Annotated in this window: 21 protein-coding genes; 10 read left to right on the forward strand and 11 right to left on the reverse strand. The window is 72.6% G+C overall.

Features of this window, described 5'->3' with window-relative positions; all coding sequences use genetic code 11:
* Window positions 1-4 precede the first annotated feature (4 nt).
* From ACH4RG_RS19765 to ACH4RG_RS19775, 3 genes are read left to right on the forward strand one after another with little or no spacing between them, the layout of a single operon-like run.
* On the forward strand, window positions 5-1,021 hold the full coding sequence (locus ACH4RG_RS19765) for a glycosyltransferase family 9 protein (protein ID WP_397927205.1): 1,017 nt from the start codon (window positions 5-7) through the stop codon (window positions 1,019-1,021).
* 49 nt (window positions 1,022-1,070) lie between these two features.
* Entirely contained in the window at window positions 1,071-1,961 is an 891-nt protein-coding gene (locus ACH4RG_RS19770; RefSeq protein ID WP_397918111.1) for a glycosyltransferase family 2 protein, read from the forward strand.
* On the forward strand, window positions 1,958-2,854 hold the full coding sequence (locus ACH4RG_RS19775; RefSeq protein WP_397917666.1) for a glycosyltransferase family 2 protein: 897 nt from the start codon (window positions 1,958-1,960) through the stop codon (window positions 2,852-2,854). Before ACH4RG_RS19770 ends, ACH4RG_RS19775 begins: the two co-directional genes overlap by 4 nt.
* Before the next feature lie 6 nt (window positions 2,855-2,860).
* Here ACH4RG_RS19775 and ACH4RG_RS19780 read toward each other — a convergent pair whose 3' ends face one another.
* Both ACH4RG_RS19780 and ACH4RG_RS19785 read right to left on the reverse strand, forming a co-directional pair.
* Complete coding sequence (locus tag ACH4RG_RS19780) at window positions 2,861-3,601, reverse strand: GAF and ANTAR domain-containing protein (protein WP_398539899.1); 741 nt, start codon at window positions 3,599-3,601, stop codon at window positions 2,861-2,863.
* Window positions 3,602-3,635: 34 nt separating this feature from the next.
* Window positions 3,636-4,421 carry a GAF and ANTAR domain-containing protein gene (locus ACH4RG_RS19785; RefSeq protein ID WP_397917668.1) on the reverse strand — a complete coding sequence of 262 codons (786 nt, stop codon included), beginning with the start codon at window positions 4,419-4,421 and terminating at the stop codon, window positions 3,636-3,638.
* 256 nt (window positions 4,422-4,677) lie between these two features.
* On the opposite strand from ACH4RG_RS19785, the gene ACH4RG_RS19790 reads away from it, so the two are divergent.
* The 4 genes from ACH4RG_RS19790 to ACH4RG_RS19805 all read left to right on the forward strand — a co-directional run bounded on the left by ACH4RG_RS19790 (window position 4,678) and on the right by ACH4RG_RS19805 (window position 9,480).
* Window positions 4,678-5,118, forward strand: coding sequence for an STAS domain-containing protein (locus tag ACH4RG_RS19790; protein ID WP_397917669.1), 441 nt, complete (start codon window positions 4,678-4,680; stop codon window positions 5,116-5,118).
* 443 nt (window positions 5,119-5,561) lie between these two features.
* Window positions 5,562-5,939, forward strand: a complete 378-nt coding sequence (locus ACH4RG_RS19795) for an ANTAR domain-containing protein (protein WP_397917670.1) — start codon at window positions 5,562-5,564, stop codon at window positions 5,937-5,939.
* 268 nt (window positions 5,940-6,207) lie between these two features.
* On the forward strand, window positions 6,208-7,023 hold the full coding sequence (locus tag ACH4RG_RS19800; RefSeq protein ID WP_398162702.1) for a SigB/SigF/SigG family RNA polymerase sigma factor: 816 nt from the start codon (window positions 6,208-6,210) through the stop codon (window positions 7,021-7,023).
* A 177-nt stretch (window positions 7,024-7,200) separates the two neighbouring features.
* Complete coding sequence (locus tag ACH4RG_RS19805; RefSeq protein ID WP_398539900.1) at window positions 7,201-9,480, forward strand: catalase; 2,280 nt, start codon at window positions 7,201-7,203, stop codon at window positions 9,478-9,480.
* 304 nt (window positions 9,481-9,784) lie between these two features.
* Here ACH4RG_RS19805 and ACH4RG_RS19810 read toward each other — a convergent pair whose 3' ends face one another.
* From ACH4RG_RS19810 to ACH4RG_RS19830, 5 genes are all read right to left on the reverse strand, one after another.
* The gene (locus ACH4RG_RS19810) at window positions 9,785-11,053 is read right to left on the reverse strand and encodes a cytochrome P450 (RefSeq protein ID WP_397917673.1); all 1,269 of its coding nucleotides are present in this window, start codon (window positions 11,051-11,053) and stop codon (window positions 9,785-9,787) included.
* Window positions 11,054-11,103: 50 nt separating this feature from the next.
* A complete protein-coding gene (locus ACH4RG_RS19815; protein ID WP_398539901.1) occupies window positions 11,104-11,904 on the reverse strand; it encodes an SDR family oxidoreductase in 801 nt (266 codons plus the stop codon).
* Entirely contained in the window at window positions 11,901-12,926 is a 1,026-nt protein-coding gene (locus ACH4RG_RS19820; RefSeq protein ID WP_397927208.1) for a polysaccharide pyruvyl transferase family protein, read from the reverse strand. Before ACH4RG_RS19820 ends, ACH4RG_RS19815 begins: the two co-directional genes overlap by 4 nt.
* Window positions 12,926-14,002, reverse strand: coding sequence for an FUSC family protein (locus ACH4RG_RS19825; RefSeq protein ID WP_398539902.1), 1,077 nt, complete (start codon window positions 14,000-14,002; stop codon window positions 12,926-12,928). Before ACH4RG_RS19825 ends, ACH4RG_RS19820 begins: the two co-directional genes overlap by 1 nt.
* A 139-nt stretch (window positions 14,003-14,141) precedes the next feature.
* Window positions 14,142-14,936: a SigB/SigF/SigG family RNA polymerase sigma factor gene (locus ACH4RG_RS19830; protein WP_397927210.1), complete on the reverse strand. Its 795-nt coding sequence runs from the start codon at window positions 14,934-14,936 to the stop codon at window positions 14,142-14,144.
* Between the two features lie 427 nt (window positions 14,937-15,363).
* On the opposite strand from ACH4RG_RS19830, the gene ACH4RG_RS19835 reads away from it, so the two are divergent.
* Window positions 15,364-16,584, forward strand: coding sequence for a Vms1/Ankzf1 family peptidyl-tRNA hydrolase (locus ACH4RG_RS19835; protein ID WP_397917678.1), 1,221 nt, complete (start codon window positions 15,364-15,366; stop codon window positions 16,582-16,584).
* A gap of 167 nt (window positions 16,585-16,751) precedes the next feature.
* On the opposite strand, the gene ACH4RG_RS19840 is transcribed toward ACH4RG_RS19835, so the two are convergent.
* On the reverse strand, window positions 16,752-16,982 hold the full coding sequence (locus tag ACH4RG_RS19840; protein ID WP_397917679.1) for a DUF2945 domain-containing protein: 231 nt from the start codon (window positions 16,980-16,982) through the stop codon (window positions 16,752-16,754).
* Window positions 16,983-17,071: 89 nt separating this feature from the next.
* On the reverse strand, window positions 17,072-17,482 hold the full coding sequence (locus ACH4RG_RS19845; RefSeq protein WP_397917680.1) for a four-helix bundle copper-binding protein: 411 nt from the start codon (window positions 17,480-17,482) through the stop codon (window positions 17,072-17,074).
* Between the two features lie 212 nt (window positions 17,483-17,694).
* Here ACH4RG_RS19845 and ACH4RG_RS19850 point away from each other — a divergent pair, with 212 nt between their 5' ends.
* On the forward strand, window positions 17,695-18,174 hold the full coding sequence (locus ACH4RG_RS19850; protein ID WP_397917681.1) for an SRPBCC family protein: 480 nt from the start codon (window positions 17,695-17,697) through the stop codon (window positions 18,172-18,174).
* 71 nt (window positions 18,175-18,245) lie between these two features.
* A complete protein-coding gene (locus ACH4RG_RS19855) occupies window positions 18,246-19,880 on the forward strand; it encodes a phytoene desaturase family protein (protein ID WP_397917682.1) in 1,635 nt (544 codons plus the stop codon).
* Here the strand turns inward: ACH4RG_RS19855 and ACH4RG_RS19860 are convergent.
* Complete coding sequence (locus ACH4RG_RS19860) at window positions 19,865-20,992, reverse strand: amidinotransferase (protein ID WP_397917683.1); 1,128 nt, start codon at window positions 20,990-20,992, stop codon at window positions 19,865-19,867. The genes ACH4RG_RS19855 and ACH4RG_RS19860 overlap by 16 nt on opposite strands.
* A 219-nt stretch (window positions 20,993-21,211) precedes the next feature.
* On the reverse strand, window positions 21,212-22,153 hold the full coding sequence (locus tag ACH4RG_RS19865) for an SDR family oxidoreductase (protein ID WP_397917684.1): 942 nt from the start codon (window positions 22,151-22,153) through the stop codon (window positions 21,212-21,214).
* Window positions 22,154-22,228 lie beyond the last annotated feature (75 nt).

Raw genomic sequence — 22,228 nt, forward strand, 5'->3', positions numbered from 1 at the left:
ACCCATGTCCGCCGCCCGCCCCCGCGTACTCGTCCTGCGCGCCCTCGGGCTCGGTGACCTGCTCACCGCTGTGCCTGCCCTGCGGGCGCTGCGCCGCGCCTACCCCGGTCACGAGATCGTGCTCGCCGTCCCCGCCTCGCTGCGGGACGCGGCCATGGCGACGGGAGCCGTCGACGGCGTCCTTCCGGCCCAGGCGCCCGGACGCGGGGTCCCCGCCCTCGCCGGCTGGCACGGCGGCCCGCCGGACGTCGCCGTCGACCTGCACGGCAACGGACCCGAGAGCCTCGCCGCGCTCTCCGCCCTCGGACCGCGCCGCGTCATCGCTTACGCCTCCCCTTCCGCGCCCGGGGCGCCGGCCGCGCCGCCCGTATGGCGGCGGGAGGACCACGAGCGTGAACGCTGGTGCCGCCTCCTGGAGGCGTACGGCATCAAGGCCGATCCGACCGATGTCCGGCTGCCGCCGCCCGTCGGCCCCTCACCGGCTCCCGGCGCCGTCGTGGTGCACCCGGGCGCCGAAGCGGCCGCCCGACGCTGGCCGGTCCGCCACTACGCGACCGTCGTGCGCCGCTTGCTGGCGGCAGGCTGCCGCGTCGTGGTCACCGGCGGGCCGGGGGAGGACGGACTGGTCACGGACCTGGCCAGGGCCGCAGGCATCGGACGGCGGGACGCCCTGTCCGGTGGGCTGCCGTTCGCGGAGCTGTCCGCCCTGGTCGCCGACGCCGCCTGCCTCCTCAGCGGTGACACCGGGCCCGCCCATCTCGCCGTCGCCCACGGCACCCCGTCGGTGACCCTGTTCGGCCCCGTGGCGCCCCGTCTGTGGGGGCCGCCGCCCGACCCGCGGCACACGGCCCTGTGGCACCCGGGCCCGCCGGGCGACCCGCACGGCGCCGTTCCGGACCCCGCCCTCCTGCGGATCGGCACCGTCGAGGTGCTCGCCTCCGTCCTGCGCCAGGTCCGCCGCGGGCAGGCGGAGCACCGGAGCGTGCCGACCGGGGCCGTGGAGGTGGACCGCCGTGGTTGAGCGTTCCGGCGGGACCGCTGAGCAGACCGACGCCCGGACGACCGTCGCCATGATCACCAGGAACCGGGCGGCCGGCGCCCTGCGCACCCTCGACCGGCTGGCCGAGCTGCCCGAGCGGCCACCGGTCGTGGTCGTCGACAACGGCGACGACCCCGCGGCGACCTCCGCCCTCCGCGCCCACCGCATCGGCGCCAAGGTGCTGGAGCCCGGCCGCAACACCGGGGCGCTGGGCCGCAACCTGGCCGTACGCCACGCCACGACTCCGTACGTCGCCTTCAGCGACGACGACTCCTGGTGGGGTTCCGGCTCCCTGCGGCGCGCCGCCGATCTCCTCGACACCTATCCGCACCTGGGCCTGCTGGCGGCCCGCAGCCTGGTGGGCCCCGACGAGCGGGAGGACCCGCTGAACGACCTGCTGGCGCATTCGCCCCTTCCCCCCGAGCCCGGCCTGCCGGGCCGCCCCGTCCTGGGCTTCCTCGGCTGTGCCTGCGTCGTACGCAGGCAGGCCTACCTGGAAGTCGGGGGGTATCACCCGCTGCTCTTCTTCGGCGCGGAGGAAACCCTCCTCGCCTACGACCTGGCAGCCGCCGGCTGGGGCGTCTCCTACGACCCCTCGGTGACCGCTCACCATCATCCCGACCCGGGCGCGCGACCTGGCCGAACCGCTCTCCTCCGTCGCAACGCGCTGCTCACCGCCTGGCTGCGCCGGCCGGCCCGCGTGGCCCTGCGGCACACCCTGGAGCTGGGCGTCGCCACCTTCCTGCGCGAGGACGGGGCCGCGACGGCGCTGCGAGGAGCGCTGGTCCGCGCGCCGCGCGCCGTACGGCAGCGCCGCCCGCTGCCCGCGCGGACCGAACAGCGCGTGCGGGTGCTGGAAAGGCACGCCCGCGCGACGAGGAAGGGCCTCAGCAGGGCCGAGGAGAGGGGAACGGCCGTATGAGCGACGACCGCGTCACGGCCGTGGTGATCACCCACGGCCGTCGCCCCGAACTCCTGCGCACGCTGCGAGCCCTACGCGCGCTGCCGGAGGCCCCGGAGGTCGTCATCACGGACAACGACTCCCGGGACGGGACCGCCGAAGCGGTGACACGCCTGTTCCCGGAGATGACCCTGCTGACCCCGGGCCGCAACCTCGGCGCAGTCGGCCGCAACCTGGCGGTCGAGCACGTACGCACCCCCTATGTGGCCTTCTGCGACGACGACACCTGGTGGGAGCCGGGCTCGCTGCGGCACGCGGCCGACCTCCTCGACCGGCTGCCGCTGCTGGCGGCGGTCACCGCACGCATCGTCGTCGAACCGTCGGGGGACGAGGACCCCGTCGTGGCGGAGCTGCGGGAGTCACCGCTGGAGGGGCCGGCCTGGCTGCCGGGGCCCGCTCTCGGTTCGTTCCTCGCCGCCGCCACCGTGATGCGCACCGACGCCTTCCGGTCGGCCGGCGGCTTCCACCCCGGCCTGTGGCTGGGCGGCGAGGAGGAACTGCTGGCCACCGATCTGCTCCGGCAGGGATGGTGGCTCAGCTATGTGCCCGAGCTGTTGATTCACCACGCGGCCTCCCCGGTCCGGGACAGCACCGCACGGCGGACCCTGGGACTGCGGAACACCCTGTGGTTCACCTGGCTCCGCCGCCCTTGGCCCTCGGCGGTGCGTCGTACCGCCCACCTGCTGCGGACGGTCCCCCGGGACGTGGCTTCCCTGCGGGCCTTCGGCCAAGCGGCGGCGGGGCTGCCCTGGGTCCTCCGTCAGCGTGCGGCGGTGCCCCGCGATCTCGAAGAGCGACTGCGGGCGCTGGAGCGGGCCCGGCGCACGTCGCCCGCCCGGCGTTACGTGGGTTGACAACCCTCAGTGCGGCTCCGGGGCCCGGCCCGTGATCACCGCATCCGGGGCGAGTGTTCCGCCGACGAGAGCGCGGGCCACCGCACCCGGCCCCAGGCGCTGTTCACGGGCGTAGCGGCCCAACACCTCGCCGGCCTCCGCAGCGGTCAGGCCGGCGTGTGCCGCGAGCATGCCCTTCGCCGTCTCCAGCGTGGCCTTCGCCGAGATCATGGACTGGGTGCGGGTCATGATGTCGTGATCCCGCACAGGGTCGGCGCGCCACTGCATCAGCGCCACGGCGGTCGCGTTCGTGAACGCCTCGACCAGGGACAAGCCGTCGCCGTCCCACGGGCCCGCCGCCTCCCGCAGCAGCATCAGCACACCGATCGTCTGCCGGTGCACCCGCACGGGCTGGGCGTAGACGGAACAGAAGCCGGCCCGCAGAGTCAGGGGAACGAAATCGGGCCAGCGCTCCGCGTACGGAGAGAGGTCGTGGGCCCGCACCGGGCGACCGGTCAGCCGGCACTCCGGGCAGGGGCCCTCAAGGGCGGAGCGCTGCGCCACCGCGACCAGGCCCTCCCCGTCGTTCGACACGGCCATCGGCCGTAGTCCGCCACGCGCGGAGACCATCAGCAGGACGGCCGACTCCGCGTCCGTGAACGTCACGCTGTGGGAGACCAGGCGGTGCATCAGCACGGAGGGATCGACGGTCTCGTCAAGGGTGTCGACGAGGCTGACGAAGGCTTCGGCCACCTTCTGACTGCTCATGGCGGTCCCACCGTTTTCTGTCTGGGCCGTGTGGCTATTCATCGAAGGTCACCCGCCGCGCGATGACGTTCCGGGCAACCTCGGTCACCGTCCGGCCTTCGGCGAAAGCGTACGCCCGGAGCCGGGACAGAGCGTGTTCGGCTCCCACCTGGAGCTGGACCATCAACATCCCGGTCGCGTAGTAGACCTCGGAATGCTCCTGCTCCGCCGCGCCCAGCCAGGAGCTCTCGTACTCCCGGGCTCCGTCTCCGCCCGATGCGTCGTCCGCCTGGAGCCGCAGCAGAGCGTAGGTGATCGCGTCGCCCACCGGAAAGGCGAAGGACATGTCCCGACCGGACAAGGGGCCGGGTGTACTGCGGTAGAGGTCCAGTGTCCCGATCGACAGGGCCTCGCTCCCCAGAGGGAGGGAGAAGACCGCCCGGACCCCCAGCTCGACCGCCCGCTGGGCGAAGACGGGCCAGCGCTCCGCGTCGGGGCCCCGGCCGAGATCGTTGGCCAGTACGGGTGCCACGAGGTTCAAGGCACTCTGGCACGGCCCGTCTCCCAGCGTGTACTGGGCTTCGGCCAGCTGACCCGCCACCGCGTCGCTCGACCACCACAGTGCCCGGAGCCCGTGGCCGCCCGACAGGGACACCGACGCGCCGGTGATGTCGAGGTGCTTCACGCACGCGCGGCACAGAAGGGCCGGCACCTCGCGGGGGTCGGGGGCCGTCGCGGCCTCGGCGAGCGCCCGGCGAAGGTCGGAATGCTCGAATGTTCCGGCCTCCCACGGTTCGCGCGGGCCTTCCTCCGGTCCGCGTTCGGGGCGCTGGGGGTCCATGCCGTCCATCATCGGACATTCTCGGCCGTGACTCCAGCAACGCGTGCCGATCCGGGACGCCCCGGAAGCCGTCGCCGTGGGATGCTGGAGGAGACGCAACAGCCTGGTTCGGCCGACCCGAATCCGCACGGTGCCCCGGCGAGGGACCCGATCCGGGGGCCATGCCGAACTGCACGCGACCGGACATCGGCTTCGTGCCTGCTCGTAGCAGCCTCTCCTACGTGCCTGGGCTGCCGGTCGACCGGCGGGAAGCCCCATGGAGCCGTTCACCGTCCACGCCCGGACTTGGGGCGATGTCGTCCTGATCACCCCGTGCGGCCCCCTGGACCACGTGACACGTACGGAACTGGACTCGCTCTGCTTTCCGGTCCCCGGAGTGCACGCCGTGATTCTCGACATGGCGCACGTTCCGTCGATGAGCGACGACGGGCTCAGGCTTCTCGACCGCCTCCTGACCTACGGGGCCGAGTACGACGTCCACGTGGTGACGGTCGGCTGGCAGGCCCAGCCCCTGCGGGTGCTGGGGAACCGCGCCGATCATTTCGTCCCGCCGCCCGTCCCGCGGCCGATGGCGCCGCACGGTGCCGTGCCGGAGCAGCTGCTGCGGGACCTGCAGGCCAGGGCGTTGAGGGCCATGGCGCTCGGCGTGTCGTCCGGCGACGCGGCGGCGCACCGGCACCAGCGGCCGCCGAGCTAGAAGACGGGCGGCACTCCCGCCCAGTGACGGCGTCCCTGGCCACAGCCGCCAGGCGGAACGATCCTTCAGGGCGGGAGCCAAGTCGGGCAGCGTGTCGGAGGCGACGTGCTCCCGGGCCCTGCCTATGCTCCGGGCGGTGGAGGGACGTACCGGACACACCGTTCCGTTCTTCCACCCACAAGTCGGCCGGGCGAAGAAGTCAGCCAGCCGCGGGGAGAACCCCACGACGGCCGTCGCCGTGCCCGGGGTTCACCGGCGGGTGTGCTCGCCCCATGAGCCGCACCTGCCTCCGGGGCCCCTGCGACGCCCCCCGCAGGGGGCCCTACCCGTTCCGGGGCGCCCGCCACCGGGAACGTCGTCCGGCGCCTCGCTGCCTGCCGGGCCGAGCTGCCAGGTCGAGCCCGGTGAACAGGGGGGCGGAGAGCGGGGAAGGAGAAGCAGACGTGCGAGAACCACTCGACGAACAGGACCACAGCACACGGGTCGACAGCACACGGGTCGTGCCGTCGGGCCTAGGAAGACCCGCGCAGACCGTCGGTCCGCCGGGGGCGGACCTCGCCGCCCTGCGGAGCGAGCTGGAAGGGCTGCGCGCCGCGCTCAGCAGCCGCCCCGTCATCGACATCGCCCGGGGCATCCTCATCGCCTCGACGCCCTGCACGAGTCAACAGGCCTGGGACGTACTCGTGGCCGCGTCCCAGAACAGCAACATCAAGCTGCGGGACATCGCCCACCAAGTCGTCGAGAGCTTCCACGGCAGCCCCTTGCCGCCGGCGACGCGCCGCGCCCTGCACACCGCGATCAGCCACACCCGTGCCCGCTGAGCCGACCGCGGACGCACCGCTCCGCTCCGGGACGGAAGGCAGGTGCACCGCGTAGGCCGTCAGCCTGGTCGGTGTCGACCGGCCGGGTGGTCGAGCCGACCGGTGCGGTTCGCGGGCCCCGGCGAGTGGCAGGGCCACCGTGTGCTTTGGAGGTGAGGCACGTCCCGCCGAAGGACGCCGTGGGGGGACGTGCAGGGGTATGCCCGTCACCCCCCGCACGCTCCTCCCGGTGGTAACGACCCCTGATCGCCGAGGAGTGAGAAGGCCCATGGCCGTCGACAGCCGGTATGCCGACGACCCCGACACGGCAGCGGACTTCCGGCGGCTCGCCGAACTGGCCGACGGGCCGGTCAGGGAACATCTCCGGGGCAGGATCATCTGTGCCTGGCTTCCCCTGGCCCACCGCCTGGCGGCCCGCTACCGCAATCGTGGTGAGAACCTGGAGGATCTGCGACAGGTGGCGGCCGTCGGGCTCGTCAACGCCGTCGACCGCTACGACCCCGCCGTGACCCCCGCCTTCGCGCCTTTCGCGATCCCCACCATCACGGGCGAGATCAAGCGGCACTTCCGAGACCGCATGTGGACCGTGCACGTCCCCCGCAGGATCCAGAACCTGCGCAACACCGTCCGCCTCGCGCGCGCCGAGCTGGCCGCCGCCGGCCTCCCGACGTCGCTCGCCCACATCGCGGAGCACACCGGCCTGAGCGAGGACGAGGTGCGCCAGGGAAACGAGGCCCTGCACGGCTTCAGTGCCCTGTCCATCGACGCCGAGATCGCCGCCGGAGACGGTGACGCGCTGCTCGGCGACAGCCTGGGCGCCGTCGACGAGGCCTTCGACCTCGTGCTCGACCGCGAGGCGGCCAGGCCCGGCATCCTCTGTCTGGCGGAGCGGGAGAAGCGCGTCCTCTACCTACGCTTCTTCGCCGACCTGACGCAGAGCGCCATCGCCGCGGAACTGGGCGTGTCCCAGATGCACGTGTCCCGCCTCATCACGGAGTCCTGCCGCCGTATCCGCGAGCACACGGCATCAGAACCGGGCGCACGGGAGAAGCCCCCCAGCACGGGACGCCCGCGCCCCGGGTGACGCCGGCGTGGTCGTCCGGGCGTACGTCGGCCGTACCCGGTCGGGCGTACGAGGAGGATCCGCCGTGTGAAGAGGGGCGGCTCGGGTACTCGGCGGCCCGTCCGACGTCCGCCGTCCCATGGGACGGCGGACGTCACGTCATCCGCCCGCGACTTCCACTTCACATCCGGAGTTGTCATGAGCGACAAGAACCCTCTGAAAGCCGCCGCCGAGAAGGCCGCCGACGTCCTGGGCGTCTCCTCATCACCCGAGGGCGGGGTCCCCGGCAAACCGGGCCCGCAGTCGCCTCCGGTCGACGAGCCCACCCGGCCGCGGGAGCCGCTGCCGCCCAAGCACGACCAGCGGGGCCCGGCGCCGATGAGCCCGACCGGCCAGGATCTCGCCGTCGACCAGGCCGGCATGGCCCAGTCGGGTGCCTACCTGACCACCGCCCAGGGCGCCCGTCTGTACGACACCGATCACTCGCTCAAGGCGGGCGAGCGGGGTCCGGTGCTTCTTCAGGACCACCACCTGCGCGAGAAGATCACGCACTTCGACCACGAGCGCATCCCCGAGCGCGTGGTCCACGCCCGGGGCGCGGCCGCCCACGGCGTGTTCGTGGGCTACGGCACCGCCACCGGCATCTCGAAGGCGGCATTCCTCGCCGAGGGGGTCGAGACCCCCGTCTTCACGCGGTTCTCGACCGTGCTCGGTTCCCGCGGGTCGGCCGACACCGTCCGGGACACACGCGGTTTCGCCACGAAGTTCTACACCGCGGAAGGGGTGTTCGATCTCGTCGGCAACAACATCCCCGTCTTCTTCATCCAGGACGCGATCAAGTTCCCCGACATCATCCATGCCGGGAAGCCGCATCCGGATCGTGAGATCCCGCAGGCGCAAAGCGCGCACGACACCTTCTGGGACTTCGTCACCCTGCACACCGAGGCCGCGCACCACACCCTGTGGAACATGTCCGACCGGGGGATCCCCCGGTCGTACCGGACCATGGAGGGCTTCGGCGTCCACACGTTCCGCCTGGTGAACGCGGAAGGCTCCACGACCCTGGTGAAGTTCCACTGGAAGCCCAGGCTCGGCGTGCACTCCCTCCTCTGGGAGGAGGCACAGATCATCAACGGTGTGGACCCCGACTTCCACCGCCGGGACCTGGCCGACGCCATCGAGGCGGGAGCCTTTCCCCAGTGGGAGCTGGGCATCCAGACCTTCCCGGACACCCCCGAGCAGTCGTTCGAGGGCATCGACCTCCTGGACCCGACGAAGATCGTGCCCGAGGAGCTCGCCCCTGTGCAGCCGATCGGCCTGCTCACGCTGAACGCCAACCCGTCGAACTTCTTCGCCGAGACCGAACAGGTCGCCTTCCACGTCGGCCACCTCGTGCCCGGCATCGACGTCACCGACGATCCGCTTCTCGCCGGGCGGCTCTTCTCGTACCTGGACACACAGATCTCCCGGCTGGGCGGCCCCAACTTCGCCCAGCTGCCGGTCAACCGCCCGCACGCGCCGGTCAACGACATGCTGCGGGACGGGATGCACCAGACCGCGGTCCACCGGGGCGTCGCGCCGTACCGCCCCAACTCGCTCGACGGCGGCTGCCCGTTCCTCGCCGGGGCGGACACGGGAGCCTTCGTCGAGACTCCGGTCACGGTGCCCGAGGCGAGCAAGAAGCGCGCGGCCCCGGCCTCGTTCGCCGACCACTTCACCCAGCCCAGGCTGTTCTGGCTGAGCATGACACCGGTGGAGCAGGAGCACATCATCGCGGCCTACACCTTCGAGCTGAGCAAGTGCTACGAGCAGGCCGTCAAGGAGCGGGCCCTGAAGGTACTGGCCAACATCGACCCCGTGCTCTGCGAACAGGTGGCGACCGGTCTCGGTCTGCCCGTTCCGCGGGCCACGGAACCGCTGGGCTCGCCGGAACCCAGCCCGGCCCTGTCGCAGGTGGGCGAGGTCTGGCCCACGGACGGACGCGTCGTCGGCATCGTCACGGACGGGGAAGGCGATCTCGCGGGTGTCCGCTCGGTGCGCGACGCGGTGCTGCGTGCCGGCATGGTCCCGCTGGTCATCGCTCCGCAGGGCGGAGTGCTCGGTGCCGACGGGGACCCCGTCACCGTGCAGCGGACGTTCGCCAACGCCCGCTCCGTGGAGTTCGACGCGGTGCTCCTGGCGGGCGCCCCCGGGCGGGGGGCCGACGCGTACGGCGCCCGTGACGCGAAGGCCGCCGGGCCGGAGGCCGCGAACGGGGTGTCGACCGATCCCCGGGTTCTGCTGCTTCTGTCCGAGGCGTTCCGGCACGGGAAGGCCGTCGGCGGCTGGGGCGAGGTCGCCGGCGTGCTGGAGGCGGCCGGGGCCCCGGCCACCCGGCCCGGCGTGGTGATCGGCGACAGCCCCGGCACCGTCATGGACCGCGTCGCCGAGCTCCTGGCCGCACACCGGGTCTGGGAACGCTTCCCCGCCGCGATCTGACGAGCAGGGTACGGCGGCTCCGTGCCGCGCGTGGGGCACGGAGCCGCCGTACCCGCTCCGCCACCCACCACCACACGCGCCGACGGTTCGTCAGCCGCTGCGCGGACCCCCGTGCCGGCGGCCCGGAAGCGCCCGGGTCACGCCGGCGCACCCGTACGCGCGCTACGCGTTGATCGAGATGAATCCGTCCCTGACGCACTTCGCGGCGCAGTGGCTCCGTAGCCGACCACGGTCGCCGATCGCCCAGCGGCTGCGGCTCAGCGAGAAGGAGGTCATCGAGGAGCATTCACGCCGTGCTCGCGGGTCAGACGAGGGTCGCCCTCGCCGGGGAGCCCGCGGCAGACGGTGCCGCGACATCAGTGATGACGAAGCCGCTGCGGGGGGCCGTCGGGATCCTCCGCAGCGGAATGCGCAGGTCCTGCTCGGTGACGACGTACGGTAGCCGCGCCAGGAAACGGGCCACCGTCGCGAGGACGGCGACGGTCACGTCCTCCCCAGGGCAACGGTGCCCGTCCACCGGGCCACCGCCCTGGGGGACAAGCGCGTCGGCCGGGGCGGGGCCCGCCAGGAAGCGCGACGGGTCGAAGCGATAGGGCTCGGGCCACAGATCCGGGTCGTGATCGAGCCCGTACAGGTCCAGCAGCACCATCGTGCCGGGTGTGATCGTCTGCCCGGCCCACTTCAGCCGTTCGGCGGCCAGGCCTCCCACGAAGGGGGCGAAGGGGTAGAACCGGCGCACCTCCTGGGCGAACGCCCGAGCGAACTCGGGGCCGTCGTCGCCTGCCAGGGGCTCCCGGTGTCCGGGGTGACGGTGCAGCGCGTGCGCGGCGAACACCGCGAACCAGGTGATGGCCACCGTCGGCCGCAGCACATTGAGCAGTTCGACCGCGGCGGTGCGCGGCGTGAGCGGCGACCCGTCCGCGCTCCGGTGTGCGGCGACCGTCCGGAACACCGTGGGGCCGAGAGTGTCGTCGCCAGGCCCGGCGTCGGCGCGAGCGGCCTCCACCAGGGATGCCAGCCGCTCCTCCTGCCGCCCGCGGGCCCGTCGCGCCGCGAGATGGCGGATGCCGACGGCGGCGAAGCCGTCGACCATGGCGATCAGGTCGCGCGACGTCCGCGTCAGCGCGTTCCCGTCCAGGGGGACGCCCGCCCAGGCGTGCACGGCGCGGGTGAGCACCTTCGCCAACTCGTCGAAGAGCACGACGCGGTCCTCGCGCGCCCATTCCGGCCGTGCCCGCTCCAGTTCCCCGCCCACCCGCCGCGAGAGGTCCCGCACCGCCGAAGGGTCCTTGAGCAGACCGGTGAACAGCGCCTTGCGCACCCGGTGGCGCTCGCCGTCCAGCGTGTGGACCGCGCCCCGGCCGAACAGCGTGTCGATCACCGGTCGCGGCAGCGCGTCGTGGCGCCGGATGTGCTTCTCGTCGTAGAAGAACCGCACCGCGGCCGGGCCGTGCAGGGCGATGGCCTTCTTGCCCAGGAGGCGTGTACGCACGGGCGCTCCGCCGCTGCGGCGCCTGCGGTCGGGAAGCCAGGCGTATCCCTGGAGAAGAAGCGGGAGAGTGCTGTCGACCATGGTTCCTCCGTAGTGCGGGCGTGCGGGCGGGTGCTGGCGTGGCGGCCGCGTCAGGGGCGGCGCCAGTCGTCGGAGCGCAGGTGGGAGCCCGCCTGAGGCCCCATGCGCAGCATTCCGCCGTCCACCACCCAGGAGGCTCCGGTGGTGTAGGACGACTCCGGCCCAGCGAGGAAGGCGACCACGGCGGCTACCTCCCGGGCGTCGCCGGGCCGCCCGAGCGGAATGCCCGGCCGGTCCATGCCCTCCACCTCGGTGTCCTCCTGGCCCGTCATCGGCGTCGCGATCTCCCCGGGGGCCACCGCGTTCACCGTGATGCCGTACTCGGCGAGCTCCAGGGCCATCACCTGCGTCAGAAGGCCGAGCCCGCCCTTCGCGGCACAGTAGGGGGCCGCGCCGACCCGGGGCTGGTGCTCGTGCACCGAAGTGATGTTCACGATGCGCCCGCCGTCCCCCTGGGCGATCATGCGGCGGGCCGCACGCTGCGAACAGAGGAAGGGGCCGACGAGGTCCACGTCGATCACCTGCCGCACCGTCGCGTGGTCCAGGTCGAGGAACCGGGTGGATGTTCCGGTGCCCGCGCAGTTGACCAGTACGTCCATCCGGCCCAGCTCGTCCGCCAGGGCATCCACCACGTCGGCGGCGGCCGGCAGTTCGGTGAGGTCCAGCCGGGCGATCGCGGCACGCCGGCCGGCGGCGCGGACTTCGGCGGCGGTGTCCTCGCCGCCCCGACGATCGCGGTGGTAGGTGATGCCGACGTCCATCCCCTGCCGCGCGAGCCGGACGGCGACCGCTCTGCCGATGCCCGAGTCCGCCCCGGTCACCAGGGCGACCGGGACGCTGTCGTCGGTCATGTCTCCTCCATGGGCGGTTTCGGGGAGGGGCGGGGTCCCGCTCCCGTTCCGGGCGCCGGGCGGGTACCACCGCCGCTCAGAGGTAAACGTGCGGACCCTGCGGTCCCCATCGGCCGGCCGGACACCGCGGAGAGGCGTGCACTCCGTCGACGTGCGGCGGCGCTGCCGGCGGGGGACAGGCACCAGTCCCACCAGTGGTCCAACAGCACGGTGGACAGATTCTCACTGCCCACCGTCGCCGGCCAGCGCAGGACTCCGCTCTGCGCCGTGACCTTGGCGCCCCCCAGTACCGGATCCACCGCCAGCGCCGGGACGCCGGCCCGCAGAGCGAGCACCAGGCCGTGCAGCCGGTCGGTGACCACGAGGTCGAGCCGCCCGATCAGGGACAGGTACTGATCCGGCGTGCGGCAATGGCGCCAGTCGTCGTGGGCCAGACGGGTGTCGGCGTCGATCCGCGCGCAATCCTGGCGGGCCAGCCAGGGGAGGAGCATCTCGGCCACACGGTCGTGGGCGCGGCGGTCGCCGTACTCGCCCTGCCCGTAGGTGAGGGCCACCCCCACGACGGGAGCGGCAGCCGAGGCCGGCGCGTCCGTCGCAAGGTCCGGCAGCGCGGCGGCGTCCGGTCCGTCCCGGGCCAGGATTCGGTGGAAACCTCGGACGGCCCGGCTGTCGGGATCCACCACGCTCACACCGACTGCGACGCGACGACAGGAGGCGAAGCGCTCGTGGAGCCGTATGAACGGTGCACCGTGAACCGGGCCGCACACGAACAGGAGCTGCTCATAACGCGACGGGAGCGCCTCGTCGAGGCTCAGTCCGCCGGGGACGAACGCCGGGCTCCATGCCGTGTCGTGCACGATGCCCAGCCGGTCGAGCGAGGCCGAGACGGCCCGTTGGGCGAGAGCGTCGCCGGCGGTGACCTCGCCGTCCAGGAAGCTGAACCAGCCGGTGACGAGGACGCGCCCCGCTCCGCCGCGGGGCCCGAGCAGGTCGTCCAACCGAGTGTCGAGGGGCGACGGCATCAGAGGGGTCCCTCTCCTTGTCGTGCACGGGCGGGCGGAACGTCCGCGTCCGCTCCATCGGGTGCGAGGTCGTCGAGCAGCGCCTGGCAGTCGGCCGTCAGGCTGCCGAGCGCGGCCCCGAGCTCGGGGCCCTGACCGTGCAGGTGTTCCTTCAGGCAGGCGAGGGCCCGGTGGGCAGCTGTCAGGGCGTCGCTCCTCCGGCCGCACCGCTCCTCGTCCGCGCCGTGCGCCATGATGGCCTCGTCGGCCGAGCAGACCTCCGCCGCGGCCGACAGGAGCCGGCCGGTATCGGCCAGGGCGCGGTGCGGCGGCAGGGGAAGGCCTCGCTGCTCGGAGGCGGTCTCCCACAGCGTCAGGGTGAGCGCGAGCAGCCGGTTCGCCACCCGGGCCCAGACGATGTCCCACGCGGTGGACGGAGCGGGCGTCAGGCGGCGGAGCCGGTGACCCGGGTTGAGCCGGAAGCTCTCGGAGTCCCAGCCCCGGGCCACGTGAAGCTCGGACAGCGCGGCCAGCAGGTCGTGCGCGCTCCGGTGCCAGTGCTCCGCCCGCTGCGCGTCGTAAGCCCGCAGGCCGTCGCCCATGTCGCGCAGCAGCTCCGCGCAGTCGCGCGGCAGAGCACACGCCAGCCTGCTGACGTGGAGCGAGTGGACCGGCGGCAGGACCGCGGCGTTCACCGCGATGCCCACCGCGGCTCCCACGGCCGTCTCCAGCAGCCGGTGCCCGACGGCCGGCAACGAGTACGACCCGTAGGCAAGCACGAAGAGGGCGGTGGTCGGCGCGTACAGGCCCTGGCCGCCGACGGGCGCCAGGTTGCCGAGCAACACGGTGAGGGGGAGGGCGATCACCATGGCGGCCATCGTGTTTCCCGTGAGGGCGGCGGCACCGGCGGCGAGCAGGGTTCCGGCCGTGATCATCAGGAGGAGCTGGGTCGCCGTGCGCACCGACCGGTAGACGGTCCCCTGCACCAGTGCCACAGCCGCCCAGGGAGCCATCAGCGCCATGGGCGCCGTCAGCCACCAGCCCGTCAGCGCCCAGGCGATGATGGCCGCGGCGGCCGCCTTCAGGGACTGCGTCACCTGATACGTGTCGGGCCGGTGCATGCGCGGTGTCACGCGGGCGAGCGCCGCCCTCACGGCCGGCTCACCGGCACGATGGGCCTGAGCGGGACATCCGGCCGTCGGGTGCTCCGTCGGCGTGGCACCGGCGTGGGGGTGCTCATGTCGCTCCCTGGAGGGCGTCGTCGCGCAGCCGCTCGCAGGACTGGCTGAGCAGCCGGGAGACGTGCATCTGGGAGATGCCGAGGCGTGCGGCGATGCTCACCTGCGTCATGTCGCGGAAGAAGCGGAGGTAGAGGATCGTGCGTTCCCGCTCGGGCAGCTTGCGCAGGCCCGGCTTCACGGCTTCCCGGTCGACGGCGACCTCCAGGGCCCTATCGGTGGACCCCAGCCGTTCGGACAGCGCACTGCCGCCTTCCACGCCGGCCGGTTCGGCGTCCAGGGAGAGGGCGCTGTAGCTCTCCAGCGCCTCCATGCCCAGCAGCACGTCCTCCTCGCTGAGCCCGGCCGCGGAGGCGATCTGGGCGCAGGTCGGCGCCCGCCCGCCCGCGGTCTGGCTCAGATCACGGCGGACCGTCCTGACCTGGTTGCGCAGGTCCTGGACGCGGCGCGGTACGTGGACATCCCAGGTGTGATCGCGGAAGTGCCGCTTCAGCTCGCCCGTGATGGTCGGAATCGCGTACGTCTCGAACGCCTTGCCGCGGAGCGGGTCGTAGCGGTCCACCGCCTTGACGAGGCCCATGGCGGCCACTTGCCGAAGATCGTCCATCGCCTCCCCCCGGTCGCGGAACCGTGACGCTATCCGGTGAGCCATCGGCAGCCACGCGCAGACCAGATCGCTCCGCAGCTTGTCCCTCTCCCGGCCCGGCGGCAGCGTGCTCAGCCGCTGGAGAGCCTCGTACGCGGTCGAGTCGTCCCCGTCCGACCGTTCGTCATGGCCAGGTGCAGCCTGCATGCGCGTTCACTCCTCGACGGTTGCGTTGAGTCGCCGTAGGAGCGCGGAGTCGGACAGGATGCCGCCCGGAACTCCCACGGGCGCGCCTCATGTCCGAAGCACATTACTCGCATACCCGTACGAATGCTTGACAAACGTGAGCAACGTCGGACAGGTGCGGAGACTCGCCGCATGTCCGTGCGCGGGGCCGGTGCGAGGGCCGGGCCGCGGGCACGACCCCTGAACCCCGTGCTCCGCGACCCGGTCCCACGGCCCACCGCTCGGCCGCCAGACCGAGTTCCCTTCCGTGGGAACCCCAAACGGGATCAACATCGCATCCGGACACGCGTCGGCATGTGACTTGGAGTGCGGCTCGGCGCGTGTGTAGCCGTGGTCGACCGGGGTACCCGAACGCGTCGAGCCCACCCTGACAGAACGGGAGGAAACCATGGATCTCGCGCACCTGACACCTCTGTACGAGCGCCCGGGCCCGTGGGCCACGGCCTACCTCGACACCTCGGTCGCCGACGAGGCCACGCTCAGCCGCCGCGAGCTCAAAGGACGGCAGATCAGCGAGGAGCTGGCCGCGCAGGGGGCGGATCAGGAGACCTGCCGGGCAGTGCGCCGGGCGATCGGCTCGTACGACTTCGGCGAGCACACCGCGGGCAGGGCGGTGTTCGCCGCCCACGGCCAGGTCGTGCTGGATCCCGTGCTGAGCGTTCCACCGCCCGGCGAGTCCTCCAGCGTCTGGGCGCCTCTCCCGCACGTGGCACCCCTGGTGGAGCTGACTCCCGACGAGCCGGACACCCTGGTCGTCCACGTCGATCGCCTCGGTGCCGACATCGAGCTGCGGACGTCGTCCGCGCGCAGCCCGCTCGGTACGGTGCAGGGCCGCGACTGGCCCGTGCACCGTACGGCCGCCGCCGACTGGTCCGAGCGCCACTTCCAGTTGAGCGTCGAGAACACATGGGAGGAGAACGCCCGTACCGTGGCGGCGGCGGTCGAGGACGCCGTCGGCACGACCGGCGCCCGCCTGGTCGTGCTGGTCGGTGACGCGCGCGAACGGCATTCCGTCCGTGCGGCCCTGCCCGGCCATCTCCCGGCGCTCGTCGTCGAGACGGAGCGCGGGGGGCGAGCGGCCGGCTCGGACACCGCCCGCCTCGACGAGTGGATCGCGCGAGAGCGTCGCGCCTACTCCCGTCGGCACGCGGCGGACACGCTGGAGCGGTTCACCGCGGCCAAGGCCCGCGAGGGCGGCCGGACCGACGCGGCCGACGGCGTCCCGGCGCTGGTCGACGCGGCACGTGAGCATCGGATCGACACCCTCCTGCTCCGGCCCGACGGCCCCGACACCCATCGCGAGGTCTGGGCCGGTCCCCAGCCGGAACAGCTCGCGCTCCGCCGGACCGACGCCCGTTCGCTCGGTGAGCCGGAACCCTTCACCGTCCGCGCCGACGACGCGCTGCTGAGGTCGGCGACGTTGACCGGAGCGGACGCCGTCGTGATCGGTGGTGCGGTGGCCGCTCACGAGCGTGGCCCGGAGGAGGATCTGGAAGCGGACAACCGGGGGGGTGCCGAACCGATGTCGGCGGAACCGGTCGGGGGCCTGGGCGCGCTGTTGCGCTGGCCGACGGACAGCGCACATCCGCTGGCCGAACCGGGAACCTGACGTTCCGCCGGGCAGCCGGGGTGGCGGGCCGAGGCGGGCCTGATCCGCGCATCCGCCCGCTACTCCCGGGGGCGTGGCCCCGGTTCATCCCCCACTTCTCCAGCTCACTCCGGGGTCATGTGCACGGCCTCACGCAAGCGGTCGAGGGTCTCGCCGTTCCTCGTCGCTCACGACCGGCCGCTGTCCTTCTTCCTGTCCAGTGACTCCGGGCGGTGGACGGCCTTCTTGCCCGTCTTGTCGCTCCGCACTTCGTACTGCGGTTCCTTCCGGGAGGCGTCGACCGTCCGGCCGGCCTTCTCGGTCCGCTCTTCGATCTTCCCGGTCACGGTGCCCTCGACGTCCTGCCCGTGGCTGCGCCAGACGACATCGTCGCCCTTGGACAGCTTCTTCTCCGTCATGGTGCGCACTCCCTTCTCTGGTTGATCGACCGTCGACGCCTGCGGACGGCGGTCCGCCGGACGCGTGTCCGCCCCGGACCGGCGAGCGGTCAGCCCAGTGCGGACAGGAGGTCGTCGCACGCCTGCTCGCAGCGCCGGCATGCCTCGGCGCAGACACGGCAGTGATCGTGCCGGTCCGCATGGGCCTCGCACTCCTCGGCGCAGGCCTTGCAGACGGTGGCGCAGGCTCGGAGGAGCGCGCGGGTCACGTTCGCGTCGTACCCCGTGTGGCGCGAGAGCACGGCGGCGGTTGTTCCGCAGACGTCGGCGCAGTCCGTGTCGGTACGGATGCACTTGGTGAGCTCGGCGACCGTCTCCTCCGACAGGCACGCGTCGGCGCAGGCCGTACACGCCTGGGCGCAGGTGAGGCACTCCTCGATACAGCGGGCGAGTTTCCGGCGGTCCACCCCGCCCAGGTCGGCGGGGTAGGTGTTGAGCATGTCCTCGACCACGGTGGTCATGAGCGCCTCCCAGCGAACAGGTCTTCCGCGCGGCGGGGTGCCGCCACTCCGTACGGGTAGACCGATCGGGGTTCGCGAAACGCCCGGGCGTCGGAAACTCGCGCGGTCCCGCCGGTCCGCGCGGGGCGGGTTTGTTCTCCCGTATCGGTGGTACCCAGTAGCGGCACGGCGTCCGGCGTTCGGGACGCTCGACCGACGTACCGAGGAGGAACATGGCCGCCCGGCACCATCTCATCGACCGTCCCCCGTCCGCCGTGTGGGCGGTGCTGGAGGACGAAGGCCTGTACGGCATCTGGGTGGTGGGGACCTCCGGATCCCGCCGGGAACAGGGCGACTGGCCCGAGCTGGGTTCCTCGATCACCTACAGCGTGCGGCTGGGACCCAAGGAGTTCACCGGGCGCACGGTGGTGCGGCGCGTCGAAAGGCCCCGGACGTTGGAGCTGGAGGCCGAAGCCGGTCCGTTGGGTTCGGCGCGCATCGCCCTGGACATCCGGTCGTGGGGCGACAAGACGCTCGTGACCGTCGACGAGCACCCGCTGCGCGGCATCGGCGGCACACTCCACAACGTTCTGCTGGACTCGCTGATCCAGATCCGCCACCGCACCATGCTGGCTCGCCTCGCGCGGCTGACCGAGCGCGCCACGCCGAGGGCGACGGACGGACGTATCGACGCACCGGCCGACCGCCCATGAGTTCCCGTTGTACGCCAGCCCCTGAGGCTCTGTGAGGGGTTCGCACCGTCGAAACGGAGGGTGAGGCTTCTATGGTCGACGCAGTAGTGGTCGGCAGCGGCCCGAACGGCTTGGTCGCGGCCAATCTGCTCGCCGACGCCGGCTGGTCGGTGGAAGTGCTGGAGGCGCAGGACGAGCCGGGCGGTGCGGTCCGCAGCGACCGCGGCGTCCACCCCGAATACGTCAGCGACCTGTTCAGCTCCTTCTACCCCCTGGCCGCGGCCTCTCCGGTACTGGCCGGGATGGACCTGCACCGGGAGGGGCTTCGCTGGAGCCACGCGCCACAGGTGCTCGCGCACCCGCTGCTCGACGGCACCTGCGCGGTGCTGGACCGGGACCGATCGGCGACCGCCGCCGGCCTGGACCGGTTCGCACCCGGCGACGGCGAGGGCTGGCTGGACCTCTGCCGGATCTGGGACCGGCTGGGCGAGGACATCGTCGACGGTCTCTTCTCGCCCTTCCCTCCTGTCCGGGCCGGGACCAAGCTCGCGGCACGGCTCCGGGCGGCGGGCGGCCTGCGGCTGGCCCGAAGGCTCATCCTCCCGGTCCGCAGGCTGGGAGAGGAGGAGTTCGCGGGGGAGGGCGGGCGACTGCTGCTGGCGGGCAACGCCCTCCACGCCGATCTGGCGCCGGAGGCGGCGGGCAGCGGCGGTTTCGGCTGGCTGATGTCGATGCTGGGGCAGTTCCATGGCTTCCCGGTTCCCGTCGGCGGCGCGGGGGCTCTCACCTCGGCGCTGGTGAGCCGGTTGCAGCGGCGCGGGGGAAGCGTGCGGTGCGGGCAGCGGGTCACCGAGGTCGTCGTGCGGCGGGGGCGCGCCGTCGGTGTCCGTACGGAGACCGGAGAGGCGGTCCCCGCCCGCAGGGCCGTGCTGGCCGACGTGTCCGCCCCGAGTCTCTACGGGGCGCTGGTCGCCGCCGAGCACCTGCCCGGCCGGCTTCTGGACGACATGCGACGGTTCGAGTGGGACTTCGCCACGTTCAAGGTGGACTGGGCGCTGAACGGCCCTGTTCCGTGGAGCAGCGTGGCCGCCGCCTCGGCGGGGACCGTCCACCTGGCCGAGGGGGTCGACGAGCTCACCCGATGCGCGTCCCAGATCGCCCGCGGTCTGATTCCGGACCGCCCGTTCCTCCTGGTGGGGCAGATGACCACCGCCGACGCGACCCGGTCGCCGCTGGACACCGAATCGGCGTGGGCCTACACCCACGTGCCCCACGCGGTGAAGGCGGACGCCGGCCCGGACGGGCTCACCGGCGGGTGGGACGCCGACGAGCGGGAGCGGATGGCCGACCGGATGGAGGACCAGGTGGAGCGCTACGCTCCCGGCTTCCGCAGCCGGATCCGGGCCCGGCGGATCCTTTCCCCAGTGACGTTGCAGGACGCGGACGCCAATCTGCGTAACGGCGCCATCAACGGAGGTACGGCCGCGATGCACCAGCAGTTGGTGTTCCGGCCGGCGCCGGGAACGGGCCGCCCCGAAACGCCCGTGAAGGCGCTGTACCTGGCGTCCGCGTCCGCACATCCGGGCGGCGGGGTGCACGGCGCTCCGGGCGCCAACGCCGCCCGCGCCGCCCTCCGCTCCGGCCGGGGCACCGTGACCGTGCTCTCCGCCGCTCAACGACTGCTGGCCCGCCGGGAATCGCGGGACAGCCCTCACCGGTCGAAGTAGGACTCCAGGCCGCCACGACGGCGGATGTCGAGTGTCGCGCAGTGGAAGGATCCGCCGAAGGGCGCGTAGTGCAGCAGGTCGCACGGGATGGGTTCGAATCCCCAACTCTCCAGAGCGCGCAGCATGGTGGTGTGATGCCGTTCCGCGATGACGCGCTTTTCGTCGATCATGAGGATGTTCATGCTGAGCCACTTTCCGCACAGGGAAGTGAGCCGCAGCAGGGGATCGCGAATCGGATCGGGCTGGGGCGCGACGAGGATGTCCCAGGAACTGAGGACATCGGGCAGGCGATCGACGTCGACGTACTCGGGGTTGATCAGTGCCTTGCCGGGGGCGAGTACCAGGAAGGTGGTGTCGATGTGCATGGGGGTGCGGCATCGGCTCTCGATCTCGTGGACCCGGTAGTCCGGGCCCAGGTGGCGTCGCACCCATTCGATGCCCATGCGATTGGTGACGTTGCTCCGGGTGACGAAGAGATCCCGGCCCGCACGGACAAAATCCGCCGCGTCGAACACGGGCTCGAACTCGGTCAGGAGATAACGCATGGGTTCGTCCGGCCCGGGGGGCCGGTAGTCGGGGTCGTAGAGCGCATCGGTGAGCTGGGGTCTCGGCGCGGCGGTCCAGCGGGCGCCTCTGCGGAAGTAGTCCTTGAGCAGGGCACGGTAGGAGTGGGTCTCGAAGTATCTGCACGGCCAGGCCATCGGGGTTTCGATGATCTCCTCCCCGATCACCAGCATGCTGTCCCGGGGGCACGTGTTGCAGAAGCCGCGCGATGACCAGTGCGGCGTGGAGAACCGCCGCCGGTGGTCGACCGCGTCGGGCCGGGTGACCGTGACGCCGAGGGACTGGAGAAGCTCGATGAACTGGTCGAGTTCCCGCTGAGCCGGACCGATCAGGGCCTGTGGGTATCTGAATCCGGCGGTGAGCCGCTGGAGCTGTGCGGCCAACGGCGGGACGTTGCAGGAGACGACGGAATGCCGTGAGGGGGTGGTGGCCCCGTCGAGACGGCCGACGACGACCTCCTCGAGGGGATCCCACTCGTTGTGCGAAGCGACGGGGGAGCGAAGAGTCTCCGGGGCGCCGCCGGTCGGCGCTCTCGACGCGTCATTCATGCGCGGCCCCTGACGTCGGCGGGGTTCGACGGATACGAGTTCCTCTTCCTCCCCATCGCGCTCACCACGCTCCTCCGCGTCACGCCGTCGGCACGGCTTCCCGGTCGGCTGAGAGATGGCCTGGTACGTGAGTATCCCGTCGGGCCTGTTCGTAACGTTCCCGTCCTGTCCAGGGCTCTCCGGGACCGGGACCGGGACCGTGCACAGGCGCTGCTCGTCCTACGGGTCGGGCGGGGGAGTGGAGCGGGAGGCCCGGTAGGAGTTCCAGTCGGCGCGCCCTCCGACGCCCAACACCGTGCCGCCGGAAGATGTGGCCCCGTCCGGGTGGTCCCGTAGTTCGCGGCGGGTGGTCCGGGCGACGAGGGCCGGGAACAGCGGCCGGAGGGGCTGGCACCAGCGGAGCCAGGGCGGGGCGTAGAGGTGACGGCTGCGGCGGGCGATGCCTTGGGTGAGCCACTGGGCGACCTGGGCGGCGCTGTGGATACGGCGGGCCGGGCGGGGTTGATTGCGGCGCAGGGCCGCGAGGACGGGGTCGTCGTCGATGCCGGTGAGCATGTCGGTGCCGGTCCAGTGCAGGTAGGCGATGCCGACCTGGATGCCGTCCGGCTCGACCTCGCCGCGCAGGGAGAGCGCGAACGACTCCGCTCCCGCTTTGGAGGCGCAGTACGCGCTCATCATGGGTGCGGCACCGAACGCGGCGGTGGAGGCGATCTGGAGGAAGTAGCCGCGGGTGGTGGCGAGCTGGGGCAGGAAGGCCCGGGCGGTGTTGGCGGAGCCGGTGAGGTTGACGTCGATGACGCGTTGCCAGAGCTCGGCGGCGGTACGGTCGAACGGGCCGCTCACGGCGATGCCGGCGTTGGCCACGACCACGCTCGCGGGCCCGAGCTCCCTCTCCACGCGGCGTGCCGCCTCCGCCAGCGCCGTGCGGTCGGTGACGTCGCACTCGACGCACATGCTGCGGCCGGGGAGGGACTCGGCGGCCTTCAGCAGGGTCGCCCGTTCCCGGCCGAGCAGGGCGACCTGCATGCCGGCGCCGGAGAGACTGCGGGCGAGTGCTTCGCCGACGCCGCGAGCGGCACCGGTGACGACCGCGACCCGCCCGCGCAGGGGATGGGAGGCTGCCGCCCTCCGGGCCCGGCGCTTGCCTGGGCTGTCGTCCATCGTTTCTCCTCGCTTTCTGACCGCGCCGCCGCAGGCCGCGCTCCCGGCACCACCGTCAGGCCGGGAGCCGGCCGC

Source organism: Streptomyces sp. NPDC021019, assembly GCF_044333295.1.
Lineage (GTDB): Bacteria > Actinomycetota > Actinomycetes > Streptomycetales > Streptomycetaceae > Streptomyces.

What these genes read in the sequence shown, in the direction of transcription:
- ACH4RG_RS19860 (WP_397917683.1), bottom strand. Translation starts at nt 20,992, where the DNA reads ATGAATGACGCGTCGAGAGCGCCGACCGGCGGCGCCCCGGAGACTCTT.
- ACH4RG_RS19855 (WP_397917682.1), top strand. Translation starts at nt 18,246, where the DNA reads ATGGTCGACGCAGTAGTGGTCGGCAGCGGCCCGAACGGCTTGGTCGCG.
- ACH4RG_RS19785 (WP_397917668.1), bottom strand. Translation starts at nt 4,421, where the DNA reads ATGGACCCCCAGCGCCCCGAACGCGGACCGGAGGAAGGCCCGCGCGAA.
- ACH4RG_RS19805 (WP_398539900.1), top strand. Translation starts at nt 7,201, where the DNA reads ATGAGCGACAAGAACCCTCTGAAAGCCGCCGCCGAGAAGGCCGCCGAC.
- ACH4RG_RS19865 (WP_397917684.1), bottom strand. Translation starts at nt 22,153, where the DNA reads ATGGACGACAGCCCAGGCAAGCGCCGGGCCCGGAGGGCGGCAGCCTCC.
- ACH4RG_RS19770 (WP_397918111.1), top strand. Translation starts at nt 1,071, where the DNA reads ATGATCACCAGGAACCGGGCGGCCGGCGCCCTGCGCACCCTCGACCGG.
- ACH4RG_RS19765 (WP_397927205.1), top strand. Translation starts at nt 5, where the DNA reads ATGTCCGCCGCCCGCCCCCGCGTACTCGTCCTGCGCGCCCTCGGGCTC.
- ACH4RG_RS19810 (WP_397917673.1), bottom strand. Translation starts at nt 11,053, where the DNA reads ATGGTCGACAGCACTCTCCCGCTTCTTCTCCAGGGATACGCCTGGCTT.
- ACH4RG_RS19850 (WP_397917681.1), top strand. Translation starts at nt 17,695, where the DNA reads ATGGCCGCCCGGCACCATCTCATCGACCGTCCCCCGTCCGCCGTGTGG.
- ACH4RG_RS19780 (WP_398539899.1), bottom strand. Translation starts at nt 3,601, where the DNA reads ATGAGCAGTCAGAAGGTGGCCGAAGCCTTCGTCAGCCTCGTCGACACC.
- ACH4RG_RS19775 (WP_397917666.1), top strand. Translation starts at nt 1,958, where the DNA reads ATGAGCGACGACCGCGTCACGGCCGTGGTGATCACCCACGGCCGTCGC.
- ACH4RG_RS19800 (WP_398162702.1), top strand. Translation starts at nt 6,208, where the DNA reads ATGGCCGTCGACAGCCGGTATGCCGACGACCCCGACACGGCAGCGGAC.
- ACH4RG_RS19835 (WP_397917678.1), top strand. Translation starts at nt 15,364, where the DNA reads ATGGATCTCGCGCACCTGACACCTCTGTACGAGCGCCCGGGCCCGTGG.
- ACH4RG_RS19845 (WP_397917680.1), bottom strand. Translation starts at nt 17,482, where the DNA reads ATGACCACCGTGGTCGAGGACATGCTCAACACCTACCCCGCCGACCTG.
- ACH4RG_RS19820 (WP_397927208.1), bottom strand. Translation starts at nt 12,926, where the DNA reads ATGCCGTCGCCCCTCGACACTCGGTTGGACGACCTGCTCGGGCCCCGC.
- ACH4RG_RS19815 (WP_398539901.1), bottom strand. Translation starts at nt 11,904, where the DNA reads ATGACCGACGACAGCGTCCCGGTCGCCCTGGTGACCGGGGCGGACTCG.
- ACH4RG_RS19840 (WP_397917679.1), bottom strand. Translation starts at nt 16,982, where the DNA reads ATGACGGAGAAGAAGCTGTCCAAGGGCGACGATGTCGTCTGGCGCAGC.
- ACH4RG_RS19830 (WP_397927210.1), bottom strand. Translation starts at nt 14,936, where the DNA reads ATGCAGGCTGCACCTGGCCATGACGAACGGTCGGACGGGGACGACTCG.
- ACH4RG_RS19790 (WP_397917669.1), top strand. Translation starts at nt 4,678, where the DNA reads ATGGAGCCGTTCACCGTCCACGCCCGGACTTGGGGCGATGTCGTCCTG.